The 18203-nt window shown below is 73.4% G+C and carries 15 protein-coding genes; 8 read left to right on the plus strand and 7 right to left on the minus strand.

Annotated features, from left to right (window positions below; all coding sequences use genetic code 11):
• Positions 1 to 2 precede the first annotated feature (2 nt).
• Together AC2EAQ_RS10155 and queA are read left to right on the plus strand one after the other, a co-directional pair.
• Complete coding sequence (locus AC2EAQ_RS10155; RefSeq protein ID WP_484642971.1) at positions 3 to 2297, plus strand: penicillin-binding protein 1A; 2295 nt, start codon at positions 3 to 5, stop codon at positions 2295 to 2297.
• Positions 2298 to 2525: 228 nt separating this feature from the next.
• On the plus strand, positions 2526 to 3605 hold the full coding sequence (gene queA / locus AC2EAQ_RS10160; protein WP_484642973.1) for a tRNA preQ1(34) S-adenosylmethionine ribosyltransferase-isomerase QueA: 1080 nt from the start codon (positions 2526 to 2528) through the stop codon (positions 3603 to 3605).
• Between the two features lie 36 nt (positions 3606 to 3641).
• Here queA and AC2EAQ_RS10165 read toward each other — a convergent pair whose 3' ends face one another.
• Positions 3642 to 4514, minus strand: a complete 873-nt coding sequence (locus AC2EAQ_RS10165; RefSeq protein ID WP_484642975.1) for a dienelactone hydrolase family protein — start codon at positions 4512 to 4514, stop codon at positions 3642 to 3644.
• A gap of 104 nt (positions 4515 to 4618) precedes the next feature.
• Here AC2EAQ_RS10165 and tgt point away from each other — a divergent pair, with 104 nt between their 5' ends.
• Complete coding sequence (gene tgt / locus AC2EAQ_RS10170; RefSeq protein WP_484642977.1) at positions 4619 to 5761, plus strand: tRNA guanosine(34) transglycosylase Tgt; 1143 nt, start codon at positions 4619 to 4621, stop codon at positions 5759 to 5761.
• A gap of 108 nt (positions 5762 to 5869) precedes the next feature.
• Here tgt and AC2EAQ_RS10175 read toward each other — a convergent pair whose 3' ends face one another.
• Genes AC2EAQ_RS10175 through AC2EAQ_RS10185 form a run of 3 tightly spaced genes read right to left on the minus strand, consistent with a single transcriptional unit; the run spans position 5870 to position 9818 of the window.
• Positions 5870 to 6553, minus strand: coding sequence for a CAAX prenyl protease-related protein (locus tag AC2EAQ_RS10175; protein WP_484642979.1), 684 nt, complete (start codon positions 6551 to 6553; stop codon positions 5870 to 5872).
• Positions 6554 to 6579: 26 nt separating this feature from the next.
• A complete protein-coding gene (locus AC2EAQ_RS10180; protein WP_484642983.1) occupies positions 6580 to 8526 on the minus strand; it encodes an MFS transporter in 1947 nt (648 codons plus the stop codon).
• Positions 8527 to 8552: 26 nt separating this feature from the next.
• Positions 8553 to 9818: an amidohydrolase family protein gene (locus tag AC2EAQ_RS10185; protein ID WP_484642985.1), complete on the minus strand. Its 1266-nt coding sequence runs from the start codon at positions 9816 to 9818 to the stop codon at positions 8553 to 8555.
• Between the two features lie 127 nt (positions 9819 to 9945).
• On the opposite strand from AC2EAQ_RS10185, the gene AC2EAQ_RS10190 reads away from it, so the two are divergent.
• From AC2EAQ_RS10190 to AC2EAQ_RS10200, 3 genes are all read left to right on the plus strand, one after another.
• Positions 9946 to 10689 carry a helix-turn-helix domain-containing protein gene (locus AC2EAQ_RS10190; protein ID WP_484642988.1) on the plus strand — a complete coding sequence of 248 codons (744 nt, stop codon included), beginning with the start codon at positions 9946 to 9948 and terminating at the stop codon, positions 10687 to 10689.
• A 101-nt stretch (positions 10690 to 10790) separates the two neighbouring features.
• On the plus strand, positions 10791 to 11414 hold the full coding sequence (locus tag AC2EAQ_RS10195) for a glutathione S-transferase family protein (RefSeq protein WP_484642990.1): 624 nt from the start codon (positions 10791 to 10793) through the stop codon (positions 11412 to 11414).
• Positions 11415 to 11436: 22 nt separating this feature from the next.
• Positions 11437 to 13467, plus strand: coding sequence for a putative bifunctional diguanylate cyclase/phosphodiesterase (locus AC2EAQ_RS10200; RefSeq protein WP_484642992.1), 2031 nt, complete (start codon positions 11437 to 11439; stop codon positions 13465 to 13467).
• Between the two features lie 9 nt (positions 13468 to 13476).
• Here AC2EAQ_RS10200 and AC2EAQ_RS10205 read toward each other — a convergent pair whose 3' ends face one another.
• Positions 13477 to 14334 (minus strand): 23S rRNA (adenine(2030)-N(6))-methyltransferase RlmJ, encoded by an 858-nt coding sequence (locus AC2EAQ_RS10205; protein ID WP_484642994.1) that lies wholly within the window; start codon positions 14332 to 14334, stop codon positions 13477 to 13479.
• A 32-nt stretch (positions 14335 to 14366) separates the two neighbouring features.
• Complete coding sequence (locus AC2EAQ_RS10210) at positions 14367 to 14945, minus strand: MOSC domain-containing protein (protein WP_484642996.1); 579 nt, start codon at positions 14943 to 14945, stop codon at positions 14367 to 14369.
• 192 nt (positions 14946 to 15137) lie between these two features.
• Here AC2EAQ_RS10210 and AC2EAQ_RS10215 point away from each other — a divergent pair, with 192 nt between their 5' ends.
• Entirely contained in the window at positions 15138 to 17015 is a 1878-nt protein-coding gene (locus AC2EAQ_RS10215) for a phosphoenolpyruvate carboxykinase (GTP) (protein WP_484642998.1), read from the plus strand.
• 49 nt (positions 17016 to 17064) lie between these two features.
• Here AC2EAQ_RS10215 and AC2EAQ_RS10220 read toward each other — a convergent pair whose 3' ends face one another.
• The gene (locus AC2EAQ_RS10220; RefSeq protein WP_484643000.1) at positions 17065 to 17319 is read right to left on the minus strand and encodes a hypothetical protein; all 255 of its coding nucleotides are present in this window, start codon (positions 17317 to 17319) and stop codon (positions 17065 to 17067) included.
• A 146-nt stretch (positions 17320 to 17465) separates the two neighbouring features.
• Between AC2EAQ_RS10220 and AC2EAQ_RS10225 the strand changes: the two genes are divergently transcribed.
• Positions 17466 to 18182, plus strand: a complete 717-nt coding sequence (locus AC2EAQ_RS10225) for a UPF0149 family protein (protein ID WP_484643002.1) — start codon at positions 17466 to 17468, stop codon at positions 18180 to 18182.
• Positions 18183 to 18203: the final 21 nt, after the last annotated feature.

Genomic DNA, 18203 nt, shown 5'->3' on the forward strand with positions numbered 1-18203 from the left:
CCATGCGACCCCTGCCGAGCATGCTGCTGCTGGCGGCCCTGCTCGGCACGGCCGCCGCGCCCGTGGCCGCTGCGCCCTGGGACCTGCCGCCGCTGGACCGCGCGCTGAACTACCAGCCCAAGCAGCCGCTGCAAGTGGTCACCGCCGACGGCGTGGAGATCGCGGCCTTCGGCGCCGAGCGGCGCCAGTTCGTGCCCATCGCGCAGATGCCGCGCCTGCTGCAGGACGCGGTGATCGCGGTGGAGGACCAGCGCTTCCGCGAGCACGGCGGCATCGACCCCAAGGGCATGGCGCGCGCGGCCATCGCCATGCTCACCGGCGGCCGGCGCCAGGGCGCGTCCACCATCACGCAGCAGGTGGCGCGCACCTTCTTCCTGGAACAGCGCTTCTCCGCCGAGCGCAAGACGCGGGAGATCCTGATCGCGCTGGAGCTGGAGAAGAAGCTCAGCAAGGACAAGATCCTCGAGCTCTACCTCAACGAGATCTTCCTCGGCCAGCGCGCCTACGGCTTCGCCGCGGCCTCGCAGGTGTACTTCGGCAAGCCGCTGGACAAGCTGTCCATCGCCGAGACGGCGATGCTCGCCGGCCTGCCGCAGAACCCGCACTACGCCAACCCGATCGCCAACTTCGAGCGCGCCACGCAGCGCCAGCGCATCGTGCTCGAGCGCATGCGCGTCACCGGCGTGATCAGCGACGCGCAGCATGCCGCGGCGCGCGCCGAGAAGCTGGTGATCCGCGCGCCCGGCCAGGGCGTGCTGCACGCCGGCCACGTGGCCGAGATGGCGCGCGCAGTGGTGGTGGAGCGCTTCGGCACCGGCGCCTACACCAGCGGCATCAAGGTGACCACGTCGCTGCGCGCGGCCGACCAGCGCGCCGCCTGGGCCGCGCTGCGCCGCGGCGTGCTGGCGCACGACCGGCGCGGCCCCTGGCGCGGCCCGGAAGACGTGGAGCCGCTGCCGCCGGCCACCGGCGAGGCCGACGCCGCCGCCGCGGCGCGCGCGCTGCGCGACCACCGCGACGACGAGATGCTGCGCGTGGCCATCGTGCTGGCCGCCAGCCCGCGCGAGGTGCAGGTGCAGCTGGCCAGCGGCGAGCGCATCGCGGTGGCCGGCGAGGGGCTGCGCTGGGTGCAGCCGGCGCTGGCGCCGAAGGCGCGCGCGCCGCTGGCGATCACCCGCGGCGCGGTGCTGCGCGTGATGCGCGGCGACAAGGGCTGGGCCATCGTGCAGTGGCCGCAGGCCGAGGCCGGCTTCGTGGCGCTCGACCCGGCCACCGGCCGCGTGCGCGCACTGGTGGGCGCGTTCGACTTCAACCGCCAGCCCTTCAACCATGTGACGCAGGCCTGGCGCCAGCCCGGCTCGGCGATCAAGCCGCTGCTGTATTCCGCCGCGCTGGAGCAGGGCGTGATGCCCGGCACCGTGGTCGACGACGCGCCCTTCGTGGCCGCCAACGGCTGGGCGCCGGCCAATTCGGACAACCGCTTCGACGGCCCGCTGCCGCTGCGCGACGCGCTGGCCCGGTCGCGCAACCTCGTCAGCGTGCGCGTGCTGCAGCAGCTGGGCCTGGGGCCGGCGCGCGACTGGCTCGGCCGCTACGGCCTGGACCCCGCGCGCCAGCCGGCCGACCTGACACTGGCGCTGGGCACGGGCAGCGTCACGCCGCTGCAGATGGCGCAGGCCTATGGCGCCATCGCCAATGGCGGCTGGGTGGTCAGCCCGGTGCTGATCGAGCGCATCGTCGACGCGCAGGGCAAGGTGCTGTTCGAGGCGCCGCCCGCGCCCGCGCTGGACGAGGCCGCACGCGCGATCCCGGCGCGCAATGCGTTCCTGATGTCCGGCATGCTGGCCGAGGCCACCCGCAGCGGCACGGCGGCACGTGCCCAGGCCACGCTGCAGCGCCCGGACCTGTACGGCAAGACCGGCACCACCAACGACGCGGTGGACGCCTGGTTCGCCGGCTTCCATCCCGGCGTGGTGGCGGTGGCGTGGATGGGCTACGGCGAGCCGCGCAGCCTGGGCGAGCGCGAGTCCGGCGGCGGCCTGGCGCTGCCGATCTGGATCGACTACATGGCCACGGCTCTGAAGGGCGTGCCCGTGGTGCCACTGGAGCCGCCCGCCGGCCTGGTGCGCGACGGCGACGGCTGGCTCTACGACGAGCTGGCCGTCACCGGCCACGTGACGCGCATCGGCGCCGACGGCAGCGTGACACGCTCGCAGCCCTTCGCGCCGCTGCCGCCGGCTTCGGCGGCCTCCGCGGTGCCCGCCGGCTCGCCGGTCGACGGCGCCGGCGGCCAGTAGCCCCGGCTCGGGTCCCTCGGGCCCGCCGCGGATGCGTCGGCCCTGGTGCGGACGCGTCGGCCCCGCCGCGGATGCGTCGGCCCCGCCGCGGATGCGTCGGCCCCGGTGCGGGTGCGTCGGCCCCGGTGCGGGTGCGGCGGATAGAGCCCCGCTACGTCGCCGGGCCGGCACCCGCATGGAACAATTCGACTGCTTTGCTGCTCTTCAGGCCGGTACAGCCTGAACGTCATGTCCGACCGCACCGAACTCACCCCCGCCGACTTCGACTTCGAGCTTCCTGCCGAGCTGATCGCCCAGCATCCGGCCCCCGAGCGCAGCGCCTCGCGCCTGCTCGACGGCCGCGGCCCCGTGCCGCAGGACCTCGTCTTTCGCGACCTGCCGTCGCTGCTGCAGCCCGGTGACCTGCTGGTGTTCAACGACACGCGCGTCGTCAAGGCGCGGCTGTACGGCCGCAAGCCCAGCGGCGGCGCGGTGGAGGCGCTGGTCGAGCGCGTGCTCAATGCGGCGGCGGGCGTGCAGGGCCACGAGGTGCTGGCCCACCTGCGCGCCAGCAAGTCGCCGCGCCCGGGCAGCGCGATCGAGTTCCTGGGCCGCGACGGCGAGACCGCCTTCGTGGCCGAGGTGCTCGGCCGCGCCGGGCCCGACGGCTCGCTGTTCCACCTGCGCCTGCCCGCCGACCCGCTGGCGCTGATGGACGCGCACGGCCACGTGCCGCTGCCGCCCTACATCACCCATGCCGACGACGCCGACGACGAGCGCCGCTACCAGACCGTGTTCGCCGCCCGCCCCGGCGCGGTGGCCGCCCCCACCGCCGCGCTGCACTTCGACGACGCCGTGCTGGCCGCGCTGGACGCGCGCGGCGTGCAGCGCGCCCGCGTCACGCTGCACGTGGGCGCGGGCACCTTCCAGCCGGTGCGCGTGGACCGCGTGGCCGACCACCGCATGCACAGCGAGTGGTACGAGGTGGACGAAGCCTGCGTCGACGCCGTGCAGGCTGCGCGCGCGCGCGGCGGCCGCGTGGTGGCCGTGGGCACCACCAGCGTGCGCGCGCTCGAGTCCGCCGCGCGGGTGGGCCGCGGCACCCTGGTGCCGGCGCGCGGCGACACCGACATCTTCATCACGCCGGGCTATCGCTTCCGCGTGGTGGACACGCTGGTCACCAATTTCCACCTGCCGCGCAGCACGCTGATGATGCTGGTGAGCGCCTTCGCCGGCCACACGCACGTGATGGCGCTGTACCGGCATGCGGTGGAGGCGCGCTACCGCTTCTTCAGCTACGGCGACTCGATGCTGCTGCAGCGGGCCTGAGCCGCGCGGGCCGGGACGCGGCCGCCGCCGCGCGCGTCAGGGCATGGTTGCGCGCAGGTGCTCGGCGACGCGCCGCCGCGCCTGCTGCGCCGCCTGCGGATTCGGTGCCGTGGTCACGCCCTGCCCGGGCCGTGCGCCGTTGGGCACGTCCGCGCGGACGCGGGGCGCCCTGAGCGCCGGGTTGTCGAAGTCGTGGTACGTGTCGGGAAAGGCCAGGATCTCGACCGGCAGGCCGCGGGCGGCGGCGTCCGCGGCCAGCGCCTCGCAGGGGGCCGCCGGCGTCCAGTCGTCGGCCAGGCCGACCACCAGCAGCAGCGGGGCGTAGGGCCGGTAGCGCGCGCCCTGGCGCAGGCGGCTCGCACAGCCCGGGTAGAACGCGATGCCGGTGCGAAAGCCCTCCAGCGCCTCGGGCCGGCGGTTCATCGCGTCCAGCGTCACGCCGCCGCCATGCGACCACCCCATCAGCGCGACCCGCTGCGGCTGGATGTCGGCCCGCTGCCGCAGCCAGGCCAGCGCGGCATAGGCGTCGCCCACGCGGTCCGACTCCTTCAGCGTGCGCTGCGCCAGCGGCACCGTGCACAGCTCGCGCAGGCCGCGCGCGGTGAAGCTGTCCAGCAGCAGCGCGGCATGGCCTTGGTCCGCGAACCAGCGGCCCCAGGCCGCGTGGCGCGCGCCGATGGCACCGTCGCGCGCGTAGGCGCCGCCGCAGCCGTGCAGCAGCACCACCGCGGGATGCGGTCCCGCGCCGTCGGGCAGGTACAGGTGGGCCGGCATCGGGGCCGGCGACGTCGACAGCGAGCCCGGCGGCACGGCGACGGCGACCGCCTCCCGGCCCGATGCCGCCGCAGCGGCACCGGCCGACACGGCGGCGGCCACGAGCAGGCGGCTCCAGCGCGACGTCAGGTTCATGGTCGAAGGGGTCTTCGCCCGGGCGAGCGTGGACCGAGTGTGCCGCAGGCGCGTGGTGCGCGCGACGGGCGGTGCCGGCGGGCCAGCGGCGACAATCCCGCCCCATGCTCCAGTTCGACCTGCTCCGCACCGACGGCCACGCGCGCCGCGGCCGGCTCACGCTCAACCACGGCGTCGTCGAGACGCCGGTGTTCATGCCGGTGGGCACCTACGGCACGGTCAAGGGCGTGCTGCCGCGCGACCTGGAGGCGTCGGGCGCGCAGATCATCCTGGGCAACACCTTCCACCTGTGGCTGCGGCCGGGGCTGGACGTGCTGCGCACCTTCGGCGGGCTGCACCGCTTCGAGGGCTGGAACCGGCCGATCCTCACCGACAGCGGCGGCTTCCAGGTGTGGTCGCTCGGCGCGATGCGCAAGATCAGCGAGGAGGGCGTGAAGTTCGCGTCGCCGGTCAACGGCGACCGGCTGTTCCTGACGCCCGAGGTGTCGATGCAGATCCAGACCGTGCTGGACTCCGACATCGTGATGCAGTTCGACGAGTGCACGCCGTACTGGCAGGGCGACAAGGCGGCCGGCCATGTGACCACCGAGCGCGAGGCGCGCGCGTCGATGGAGCTGTCGCTGCGCTGGGCCGCGCGCTGCCAGGCCGAATTCGCGCGCCTGGGCAACCGCAACGCGCTGTTCGGCATCGTGCAGGGCGGCATGTTCGAGACCCTGCGCGAGGCCTCGCTCGACGCGCTGGTGGCGATGGACTTCCCCGGCTACGCGGTGGGCGGCGTCAGCGTCGGCGAGCCCAAGGAGGACATGCTGCGCATCCTGGCGCACACGCCACACCGGCTGCCGGCGCACAAGCCGCGCTACCTGATGGGCGTGGGCACGCCGGAGGACCTGGTCGAGGGCGTGGCGCAGGGCGTGGACATGTTCGACTGCGTGATGCCCACGCGCAACGCGCGCAACGGCCACCTGTTCACCCGCTTCGGCGACCTGCGCATCCGCAACGCGAAGAACAAGACCGACGAGCGGCCGATCGACCCGAGCTGCAGCTGCCACGCCTGCGCGAACTTCTCGCGCGCCTACCTGCACCACCTGGACCGCTGCGGCGAGATGGTCGGCCCGATGCTGACCAGCATCCACAACCTGCACTACTACCTGAACCTGATGCGCGAGGTGCGGCAGGCGCTCGACGAGGGCCGCTTCGGCGCGTGGCGCGCGCAGTTCCACGCAGACAGGGCCCGCGGCGTGGATTGACGGCCCGGCGGCGCTGGCCCGAGGTGACAGCCCCCAGCTCGCTGCGCTCGCGTCCCCCGAGGGGATCTCGGGCCGCTTGGGGCGGCCTTGCGCTGGCCCGAGGCCGGCCTACCAGAACTCCCAGCGCTGCGTGGCCAGCACCCAGGCGCCGAGCGCGGCATTGGTGACCGCGTGCGCGATCACCGGCACCCACAGCCGGCCGGTGCGCACGTAGAGCGTCGCGTACACCAGCCCGGCGATCGCCGCGGCCAGCCATTGCGTGTGCGCCAGCGTGAACACGAAGGTGGACAGCACCACCGCCCGCACTCCGGCGCGCTGCGGCGCCACGGCCAGGAAGTTGCCCTGCACGATCCAGCGCATCAGGAACGAGCGCCAGAACAGCTCCTCCATCAGCGGCACCACCAGTGCCGCGCCGGCCAGCCGCACGGCGGCCAGCGGCCAGTCCACCGCGCCGGCGGCGTCCAGCGGCACGAAGCTCGCGGCCGGCGTGCCGATCACCATCCACGGCGCGTCGAGCACGATCCACAGGCCGAACACCGCCAGCCCGGCGACCACCGCCAGCGCGGTCTCGCGCGCGTCGGGAGCGTTCTGGCGCGCCAGCTCGCCGTATTCGCGCCACCACAGCGCCATCAGCCCGGCCACGCCCAGCGCGCCGGCGCCGTAGATCCAGCGCGTGTCGAAGCCCCAGCTGCCGTCTTCCGGCGCGAAGCCGCGCAGCGCCAGTGCGCCCATGAACAGGGCGAACGGCGCGCAGCGCACGAAGGCGTCGCGGGAGACGGGCAGCAGGGCCATGGCGCGCAGTGTGCCGCGCCCGCTGGTCAGGCGCGTGGCAAGGCGTCACGCGGCGCGGCCGTGCCCCCCGCGGCCGGGGGATCGCCCAGCAGCGCGGCCACCCGCGCCTGCAGCCGCTCGGGCGTCACGGCAGCGGCCGGCTCGGCCGGGCCGGCCACCAGCTCGACGCGGCTCCACAGGCCGCGGCGGAAGGGGCGTGTCATGGCGCGACCACCTTCCGCACGCGAGAAGAACGACCCCCACAGGTGGCGCAGCGCCACCGGCACCACCGGCACCGGGTGCGTCTGCAGCACCTTCATCACGCCGCCCTTGAACGGCTGCAGCGTGCCGTCGCGGGTGATGCCGCCTTCGGGGAAGATGCCCAGCAGGTCGCCGGCCTCCAGCACGCGGCGCGCCTCGTCGAACGCGCGCTCGTAGACGGCCGGGTCGTCCTTCTGCGGCGCGATCGGGATCGCGCGCGCCAGCCGGAACAGCGCGCCCAGCACCGGCGTGGCGAAGATGCGGTGGTCCATGATGAAGCGGATCGGCCGCGGGCTCGCGGCCATCAGCAGCACGGCGTCGACGAAGCTCACGTGGTTGGCCACCACGATGGCCGCGCCCTGCACCGGGATGTGCTCGTCGCCGACGACGCGGAACCGGTACACCACGCGCGACAGCACCCAGGCCACGAAGCGCAGCAGGTACTCGGGCACGAGCAGGAAGATGTATCCGGCCACCAGCGCATTGGCCAGCCCCAGCAGCAGGAACAGCTGCGGCACGCTGGCGCCCGCGGCCAGCAGCGCGCCGGCCAGCAGCGCGCTGGCGATCATGAACAGCGCGTTGAGGATGTTGTTGGCCGCGATGATGCGGGCGCGGTGCGTGGGCTGGCAGCGCGACTGGATCAACGCGTACATCGGCACGCTGTACAGGCCGGCGAACAGCGCCAGCAGCGCCAGGTCGGCCATCACGCGCCAGTGCGCCGGCTGCGCGGCGAACTGCGCCAGCGTCAGCACCGGCTGCGCGGGCAGGCCGCGCGAGGCGAAGTACAGGTCCACCGAGAACACGGTCATGCCGAACGCGCCCAGCGGCACGAGACCGATCTCCACGTGGCGGCGGCTGAGCACTTCGCACAGCAGCGAGCCGGTGCCGATGCCGAGCGAGAACACCACCAGCAGCAGCGAGGCCACCTGCTCGTTGCCGTGCAGCACGTCCTTGGCGAAGGCCGGGAAGTTGGCCAGGAACACGGCGCCGAAGAACCACATCCACGAGATGCCGAGCAGCGAGCGGAACACCACCACGTTGCCGTGCGCGAGCTTCAGGTTGCGCCAGGTCTCGGCGAACGGGTTCCAGCAGATCGCCAGCCCCGGGTCGGTGGCCGGCGTGGCCGGCACGAGCTGCGCCGTGGCGCGCCCGGCCAGCGCGAGCGCCAGGCACACCACGGCCACGTGCTGCGCCCCCACCGCGGGCGTGGCCACCAGCAGCCCGCCCACCACGTTGCCCAGCAGGATGGCCACGAAGGTGCCCATCTCCACCATGCCGTTGCCGCCGGTCAGCTCGCGCTCGGACAGGTGCTGCGGCAGGTAGGCGAACTTCACCGGGCCGAACAGCGTGGAATGCAGGCCCATCAGGAACACGCAGCCCAGCAGCAGCGGCACGCTGGTGGCGAAGAAGCCCCAGGCGGCCAGCGCCACGATGCCGATCTCCAGCGTCTTCACGGCGCGGATCAGCGCGTGCTTGGGGAACTTGTCGGCGAGCTGGCCCGAGGTGGCCGAGAACAGCAGGAACGGCAGGATGAACAGCGCGCCGATCACCAGCCCGGCCAGCGCCGGCGGCAGCCACGCCACCTGCACCTGGTAGGTCACCAGCACGGTGAAGGCGAACTTGAACAGGTTGTCGTTGGCCGCGCCGAGGAACTGGGTCCAGAAGAAGGGGCCGAAGCGGCGCTGGCCGAGCAGGGCGAACTGGCTGGCGTGGGGTTCGTCGGGTCGGGTCATGGGGTGCAGTGTCGGGGAGCGACGGGTCAGGCCGAGAAGTGTCGGCGGGTCTCGAACACGGCCGCGGCGAGGCCGGGGCGCGTGGCGCCGGGCAGGCGCAGGCTGCGCTTGAGCACCAGGTCGAACAGCAGCGGGTTGTGCTCGCGCAGCGTGGCCAGCACCGGCACCGCCTTGGCGTCGAGCAGGCCGGCGTCGGCCAGGCGCTGCGGCCGCGTCAGCACCGGGATGCCGGGCAGCGGGTAGTCCGACCCGTGCAGCAGGCGCGAGTGCCAGTCCTCGCGCTCCATCAGGCGGCGCGCCACTTCGGTGCGGCGGTTGATCTGCAGCACCGCCGACAGGTCGCCCAGCAGGCGGCCCTCGTGCGCGCGCTCGTCCATCAGGCGCGCGAACAGGTCGAACGCGCTCACGCGCGGCGCGTCGGCGCGGTCGGTGTCCAGCGCATGGCCGAGCGACGCGCAGTGCGCCATCACCACGCGCACGCCGGCGGCCAGCGGCACGCGCATCAGCAGCGGGTTGCCCAGCGCCTCCTGGCGCGCGCCGGGCACGGCCTGCTCCTCGCCGCAGTGCACGATCAGTGGCAGGCGCTGGCGCGCCAGGAGGTCGTAGAACGGGCGGCAGCGCGCGTCGCGCGGGTCGATGTTCATCGCGCTGGGCAGCCACTTGATGGCCGCCGCGCCCTGCGCCACGGCGCGGCCCAGGCGCTCCAGCGCGTCCGGCGCGTAGGGGTGGATCGACGCCACCCAGCCGAAGCGCGCGTCGTGCTCGGCGGCGACCTGCCGCGCATAGGCGTCGGGCACGTGGAAGGTGGTGGCGTCCGGGTCGGGCGCGCCGTCGGCGCCGCGGGCGCGGTCGAACGCATACAGCAGCCAGCGCGCGCCGGCGGGGAAGTCGGCCGCCAGCGACGCCAGGCGCTCGACGTAGGCGCGGTCGATCGAGGCCACGCCGTCGGGCACGCAGGCGGCATTGAGGATGGCCTGGCGCCGCAGCACCTCGATCGGCCGCCACCACTGGCTCATGCTCTCGTGCACGGTGCAGCCCGAGCCGCTGTCGCCGGTGCCCAGCAGGTGTGCGTGCACGTCCCACAGCGCGCTGACGTCGAGGCCGTCGAAGGCCGCGGCCACCAGCTCGTGGCGCGCCAGCTCGGGCGGCAGGCGGCCGCGGCAGGGGTTGCCCAGGCCGGGCAGCGCGGCATGCGCCTGCACCGAGGTGAACAGGCCCGTCACCGCGGCGGCGCCGCAGCACAGGGCGTGGCGTCGGCTGAAGAGGTAGGCGCCGGAGTCGTCGTCTTGCATCGGCCCGATGGTGCCCGGCCCGGGCGCCCGCCGGCAAGCCGCCGATGGGGGTGGCCGCCGCGGCGCGACCAGCGGTGCCGCGCGGCGATACTGCGCCCCGCACGCGCCCGCCGCCGGAGAGCCCGCCATGTCGTCGACCAAGGACCTGATCGCCGCTCTGAAGACCGAGCTCAAGGCCGCGGGCATCACCTACGCCGACCTGGCTGTCCACCTGGACATGGCCGAGTCGAGCATCAAGCGCATGTTCTCGCAGGCCGACATGCCGCTGTCGCGCATCGACGAGGTGCTGCGCGTGCTGCGGATGGACTTCGCGGACCTCGCGCGCCGCGTCGCCGACGCGCAGCCGCTGCGCGGCGAACTGTCGCTGGCGCAGGAACAGGCCGTCGTGGCCGATCCGAAGCTGCTGCTGATGGCGATCTGCTGCCTGTCGCAGTGGAGCTTCGAGCAGATCGTGGCCACCTACACCTTCACCGAGGCCGAGGGCGTGGCGACGCTGGCGCGGCTGGACCGGCTGGGCATCATCGAGCTGCGGCCGATGAACCGCTACCGGCTGCTGGTGGGCAAGACCTTCCGCTGGCGCCCCAACGGCCCGGTGATGGACTACTTCCGCGAGCACGTGGCGGCGGACTACTTCGACGCCGCCTTCGACGGCGAGGGCGAGATGCTGATGCTGGTGCACGGCCAGATCGGGCGCAGCCTGGCCAATGCGTTCAACGAGCGGCTGCTGCGGGTGGCGCAGGACTTCGCCCAGCAGCACGTGGCCGACCAGAAGCTGCCGCCCGACCAGAAGCGTCCCTACACGCTGCTGATCGGCATGCGCTCGTGGCTGTTCGAGGCCTTCCGGCACCTGCGCCGGCCCGGCGCACCCTGAGCGGCCGTGCCAAAGTGCCCACGCCGGGTGTGGGGCGAGGGGCACGGCGGGCCCGGCCCGCCTACATTCCGTGACAGAACAAGGGCCACGCAACGCCTGACATGCTCGGAACGCTCCACTACACCCTCGGCTCGGGCAACAGCTTCAAGCCCGCGCTGGTGCTGCGGCAGACCGGCCGCACCTGCCGCATGCAGTACGTCGACGTGCTGGCCGGCGCGACGCGCGAGCCGGCCTTCCTGGCCGTCAATCCGCGCGGCCAGGTGCCCTTTCTGGTCACCGCCGACGGCGTCGGGCTGGGCGAGTCCAACGCCATCGCCTGGTACCTGGCCGAGGGCACGCCGCTGATGCCGGCCACGCCGCTGGCGCGGGCGCAGGCGGTGCAGTGGATGATCTTCGAGCAGACCGCGCTCGAGCCGAACATCTCGCCGGCACGCTTCTTCACGCACATCGTGCCGGCGCAGCGCGAGGCCCATGCGGCGCAGATCCCGGGCTGGCTCGACGCCGGCCACGCCGGGCTGGCGCTGCTGGACCGGCACCTGGCTTCGCGCCACTGGGTCACCGACCATGGCTACAGCGTGGCCGACATCGCCGTGTACGGCTACACCCACCTCGCCGGCGAGGGCGGCTTCGACCTCGGCCGCTTCCCGGCGGTGCGGGCCTGGATGGACCGCGTGCGCGTCACGCCGGGCTACGCCGACATCGGCACCCTGCTCACCGCCGCCTGAGCCCAGGCCGGCCGCCGCCTCCATGAGCACCACCCTGCAGGGCACCCTGCCGAGCATCCCCAGCGAGCACGAGGTCTACGGCGCGCTCGACCTGGTGCGCCACCCGGTGTGGATCTTCGACATCGACCTGCGCCGCGTGCATTGGGGCAACACCGCCGCGCTGAAGGTGTGGGGCGCGCCGTCGCTGGAGGAACTGTGCGGCCGCGACATGGGCAAGGACATGTCCGACTCGGTGGCGCGGCGCCTGGCGCAGTACCAGGCCGACTTCGCCAGCCACGGCGCCGTGTTCCACGAGCAGTGGACGCTGTACCCGCACAACAAGCCGGTGTCGCTGGACGTCACGTTCAGCGGCCACCGCCTGGCCGACGGCCGCATGGCGATGCTGTGCGAGGGCCGCGCCGTGGTGAGCGACACGCCCGAGGCGCTGCGCTCGGTGGAGGCGCTGCTGCACACGGCGGTGATGATCACGCTGTACGGCTTCGACGGGGCACCGCTGTACCGCAACCCGGCGGCGCGCGAGTCGGTGCGCTCGCCGCAGGAGACGCTGCAGGAACGCCTGGCCGACCCCGAGAAGTTCGCCCACCTCGTGAAAACGGCCCGGATGGAAGGGCTGGCCACGCTGACGCTGCCGGTGGGCACCGTGCGCGGCGTGCGCTGGCACGAGCTGTCGGCGCGCCGCTGCCGCGACGCGGTGACCGGCGCCGACGCGCTGCTGGTGAGCGAGGCCGACGTCACCCTGCTCAAGGAGAGCGAGGCCCAGGCCAGCTACCTCGCCGTGCACGACTCGCTGACCGGCCTGCCCAACCGCAACCACGTGCGCCTGTCGTTCGCCCACGCGATGCGCGACCTGCGCGCCGGCGGCGGCCAGGCCGCGCTGGTGGTGATCGACCTGGACCACTTCAAGGACGTCAACGACACGCTCGGCCATGCGATGGGCGACGAGCTGCTGGTGGAAGTGGCCCGCCGCCTGCGCGCCACGGTGCGCCGCGGCGACCTGGTGGCGCGCTTCGGCGGCGACGAGTTCCTGATCCTGGTGTCCAGCCACGACATCGAGGCCGAGGTCGGGCGCATCCACCAGCGCATCCAGCAGACGGTGTCCGAGCCGGTGGCCATCGGCGGCACCACGGTGCGGGTGACCGCCACGCTGGGCGCGGCGCTGTTCCCGCGCGACGGCGACGACTTCGAGACCCTGCTGCGCAGCGCCGACCTCGCCATGTACTCGGCCAAGGAGGGCGGGCGCAACGCGCTGGCCTACTACGACAGCGCGATGGGCCAGGCGCTGCGCGCGCGCACCGAGCTGGAGACCGACCTGCGCGAGGCGCTCGAGACGCAGGCCTTCGAGGTGCACTACCAGCCGCGCGTGGGCGCGCGCAGCGGCCGCATCGAGGGTGCCGAGGCGCTGGTGCGCTGGCGCCACCCGACGCGCGGCATGATCCCGCCGGGCGAGTTCATCGGGCTTTGCGAAAGCACCGGCCTGATCGTCGAGCTGGGCCGCTTCGTCTGCGAGCAGGCCGCCCGCCAGGTGGCGCAGTGGGCCTCGCGCGGCCACGACCTGTTCGTGTCGGTCAACATGTCGCCGCGCGAGTTCTCGCAGGACAACGTGGCGCAGCACCTGGACGACGTGCTGCGCCGCACCGGCTGCGACCCGTCGCGGCTTCAGGTGGAGATCACCGAGTCGATGCTGCTGGGCAGCGACGAGCGGCCGCTGGCCACGCTGCAGGCGATCGCCGCGCTGGGCGTGTCGATCGCGCTGGACGACTTCGGCACCGGCTACTCCAACCTCGCCTACCTGAGCCGCTTCCCGATCCGCACGCTCAAGATCGACCGGTCCTTCGTGCATGGCCTGGCGGCCAACCGGCCGCTGGCCGACCTGATCGTCGAGCTGTGCCGGCTGATGCACCTGACCGCGGTGGCCGAGGGCGTGGAGACCGAGGAGCAGCTGGGCTGGGTGCGCGAGCGCGGCATCGAGCAGTACCAGGGCTTCCTGTGCTCGCCAGCGCTGCCGGCCGCGCAGTTCGAGGCGCTGCTGGAGCGCCAGGCCGCGACCGCCTGAACCCCGGCCTCAGCGCAGGTGCAGGTCGAGCCGGTGCGAGGCCACGCCCGGCTCGCCCAGCACGCCGGCCAGCCACGGCAGCACCGCCTGCAGCGTGTCGGCCAGGCCGTGCGGCGGGTTCACGACCACCATCGAGCTGCCGGTCAGGCCGAAGCCGCGCGCGTCGGTGCGCGTCACGGTGAGCCCGGCGCGCAGCCAGCCGCGCGGCGCGGCGTCGGCCGCGGTGCCCAGACGGCGCGGCAGTTCGCGCGAGTCCACCGTGGCCACGTGCGGCACCCACACCAGCACCACGCCGGTGGCGAAGCGCGCGATCGCCTCGCGCACCGCGCCGAGCGTGCGCGCGTAGTCGGTCTTGATCTCGTAGGGCGGGTCGATCAGCACCACGCCGCGCCGCGACGGCGGCGGCAGCTCGTGCGCCAGCGCGGCGAAGCCGTCGTCCAGCGCCACCTTGGTCAGCGGCCGGTCGGCGAGGTAGGCGCGCAGGATGCGCTCGTCGGTGGCGTGCAGCTCGTGGCAGATCAGCGAGTCGCCGGGGCGCAGCAGCATGTTGGCCACGGCCGGCGAGCCGGGGTACTGCTCCAGCACGCTGCCGGCGCCGCCGTTGAACACGCGCACCAGGCCCACGTAGTGCGCCACGGCCGGCGGCAGGTCGTCGCGCGCCCACAGCCGCTCGATGCCGGTGGCGGCCTCGGCGTTGCGCTGGGCGTAGCGGCTCTCGAGCGAGTAGCCGCCGGCACCGGCGTGGGTGTCGATCATCGTGAACGGCTTGTCCTTGGCCGCCATGTGCAGCAGCACCTGGGCCAGCACGAGGTGCTTGAGGACGTCGGCATGGTTGCCGGCATGGAAGGCGTGGCGGTAGGCGAGCATGGATTTCGGTTCCGGCGGTGCCGCAGTGTGCGTCAGCCCGGGGCCGGCACGCCGGAACCCGCGAGCGAGCGGAACAACTCGTCCAGCCGCACGTCGCGCGGGCCGGGCTCGATCTCGAAGGCCTGGCCGGTCTCGATCGTGCCCGGCTCCAGCACGCCGAGATAGAAGCCGCACCAGCCCGACTGCACCATCAGCCGGGCCGCCTGGGCGAAGCCCAGCGCCGCGCCGAGCTTGGCGCAGGGCAGGCGCGGCTCGCTGACCGCGAGCGCGCAGCCCGGAAAGCGCAGCACGTCGCCGACCCAGACCCGTGTCTCCACCAGCCCGGCCAGCGTCAGGTTCTCGCCCAGCAGCCCGGGCGGCACCGCCTCGCCCCACGGCGCGGCGCCGGCCTGGGCCCGCACCGTGCTCCAGAACGGCAGGTGCTCGGACGGGTAGGCGTACACCGCCTTGGCCCGCGCGCCGGGCTCCTCGGCCCGCTCGTCGCCGGCCAGCCCGAGCGGCCCCACCGCCACCGGCCCCGCGGCCGGTCGCTTGCCGATGGCGCTGGGCACGGCCTGGCCGTCCAGCGCCAGCGCCTGGACACGGCCGACATTGACGCTCGTGACTTTCATCACGGCATTGTCGCCGGGGGGTTTAGCGCCATGCATGAACCCATTCCGTAAACGCATGACCCCATCCGTCCCGGTGGTTACGGCGCGGTTACGGCGGGCAGACAATGGCCTCCCCGCGGCATTGGGCGAGCCTCGTGGAAGTTCGACGGGTCTCGCCCAATCCCGTTTTTTCAACTTGACCGGAGACCCCCGATGAACCGACCCGTGCTCGAAGGCCTGCGCCTGAACGTGCCCGCCTACGTGCGCCACCAGCGCCTGATCGACTGGGTGGCGCAGGTGGCGGCGCTGACCGAGGCCAAGGACGTCTACTGGTGCGACGGCAGCGAGCAGGAGTACGACCGCCTGTGCCAGGTGCTGGTGGACGGCGGCACGATGAAGCGCCTGAACCCGGCGCTGCGTCCGAACAGCTACCTCGCGCTGAGCGACCCGGGCGACGTGGCCCGCGTCGAGGACCGCACCTTCATCTGCACCACCCGCAAGGACGACGCCGGCCCGACCAACCACTGGATGGACCCGGCCGTCATGCGCGGCATCCTGCAGACCGGCCAGCCCGACGGCACGCCCGGCCTGTTCCAGGGCGCGATGCGCGGCCGCACGCTGTACGTGGTGCCGTTCTCGATGGGCCCGATCGGCTCGCCGATCGCCCACATCGGCGTGGAGCTGTCGGACAGCCCCTACGTGGCCGTGAACATGCGGCTGATGACGCGCATGGGCCGCAAGGTGCTCGACGTGCTCGGCACCGACGGCGACTTCGTGCCCTGCGTGCACAGCGTGGGCGCGCCGCTGGCCGACGGCCAGAAGGACGTGGCCTGGCCCTGCAACGCCACCAAGTACATCGTTCACTACCCCGAGACGCGCGAGATCTGGAGCTACGGCTCGGGCTACGGCGGCAACGCGCTGCTGGGCAAGAAGTGCTTCGCGCTGCGCATCGCCTCCAACATGGGGCGCCAGGAGGGCTGGCTGGCCGAGCACATGCTGATCCTGGGCGTGACCGACCCGCGCGGTGTCAAGCGCCACGTGGCCGCCGCCTTCCCCAGCGCCTGCGGCAAGACCAACTTCGCGATGCTGATCCCGCCGCAGGGCTTCCCGGGCTGGAAGGTCACCACCATCGGCGACGACATCGCCTGGATCAAGCCGGGTGCCGACGGCCGCCTGTATGCGATCAACCCGGAAGCCGGCTACTTCGGCGTGGCCCCGGGCACGAACGAGAAGACCAACCCGAACTGCATGGCGTCGCTGCAGCGCGACGCGATCTTCACCAACGTGGCACTCACCGACGACGGCGACGTCTGGTGGGAGGGCCTGACCGATACCCCGCCGGCGCACCTGATCGACTGGCAGGGCCAGGACTGGACACCCGAGATCGCCAAGGCCACCGGCCGCAAGGCGGCGCATCCGAACTCGCGCTTCACCGTCGCGGCCACCAACAACCCGGCGCTCGACCCGGAATGGGACAACCCGGCCGGCGTGCCGATCGACGCCTTCATCTTCGGCGGCCGCCGCTCCACCACCGTGCCGCTGGTGACCGAGGCGCGCGACTGGGTCGAGGGCGTGTACATGGCCGCCACGATGGGCAGCGAGACCACCGCCGCCATGGTGGGCGGCAACGGCGCCGTGCGCCGCGACCCGTTCGCGATGCTGCCGTTCTGCGGCTATCACATGAGCGACTACTTCTCGCACTGGCTGTCGCTCGGCCAGCGCCTGGCGGCGTCCGGCGCGACGCTGCCGCGCGTGTACTGCGTCAACTGGTTCCGCAAGGGCGCCGACGGCAAGTTCGTCTGGCCCGGCTACGGCGAGAACATGCGCGTGCTGGCCTGGATGATGGGCCGCGTCGAGGGCGCTGCCGGCGGGCAGGACCATGTCTTCGGCATCAGCCCGCGCTTCGCGGATCTGCACTGGGACGGCCTGGACTTCAGCGTCGAGCAGTTCGACAGCGTCATCGGCATCGACCACGGCGCCTGGCGCGAGGAAGTGGCGCTGCACGCCGAGTGGTTCGGCCAGCTCGCCGACCGGCTGCCGGCCGCGCTCGGCCAGACGCGCGAGCGCCTGGAACAGCGCCTGGCCCGCTGAGGGGCGGCCTGGCGCGCCGCGGGCCGCGCCAGGTTTCGGTGAGGGCGGCTCAGCCGATGCGCTGGGCCGACAGCGCGGCCAGTTGCTGCTCGGCCTGGGCCAGCGCGGTCTGCAGGTCGGCGGCGTAGCCGGGCTGCTGACGCTCGTAGCGGCGGATGCGGGTGCGCAACTGCGCCACGGCGGCGCGCGCCTCGCGTTCTGCCGCGCTTGGGCGGCGGGGCACCAGCAGGTGGCGCAGTTCGGCCAGCGCGCGGCCGACCCAGTCGTCGAACAGGCGGGCGTTGATGATGTGGTTGGCGTTCATGGGCTTCCCTGGGTTTGTCGTTTGCTGCACCGCAGTATGGGGTAAACCCTGATCCCGAGGGTTACCAATGGGTTTCGGCCGGGCCTGACGCGTGCCGGATCGCACGCGCCACCGGGCGGCTGTCGGCGCCCGTCGACAATCCGGCGATGAAAGCCGATCTCACCGACGCCGAGCTCGACGAGCTGGCCGACCTGCTCGACGCCACGCCGGCCCCGCTGGCGCCGCTGGACCTGCTGATGCTCGACGGCTACCTGGCCGGGGTGCTGGTGCAGCCGCGCGTGGTGGAACCCGACGAGTGGCTGCCGCCCGTGTTCGACGCCGAGGGCCGCGCGCTGCCCGAGGGCACCGACGCCGCGTGGCGGGCGCGCTGCACCGCGCTGATCGAGCGCCGCAAGGCCGCGCTCAACGCCGGCATCAGCGAGGACGGCTGGTTCGACCCCCTGGTGGCCGACGTGGACCGGCTGCCGCCGGCCAGCGAGTACGAGCCGGCGCTGCCCGACGCCAGCCGCGCGCTGCTGCCCTGGGTGGCCGGCTTCCAGTGGGCGCAGGAATGCTTTCCCGAGCTGGAGCAGACTGGAGACGACGCGGTGGGCGCCGCGCTGGCCCGGCTGTACCGCCACCTGCCGCCGCAGGACGACGACGAGCGCGCGCTGGTGGCCACGCTCGACCGCGAGCAGCCACTGGCCAGCGTGGACGCGGCGGTGGAGGACGCGGTCAACGCCGTCGTCGAACTGTGGGACCTGACGGCCAAGGCGCGCTTCGCGGTGGCCACCGTGCGGCGCGAGCAGCCCAAGGTCGGCCGCAACGACCCCTGCCCCTGCGGCAGTGGCCGCAAGTTCAAGCAATGCCACGGCAAGGCGTGAGCGTCGCCGCCGCCCGCGTGC

It is taken from the genome of Aquabacterium sp. T101 (genome assembly GCF_057219775.1).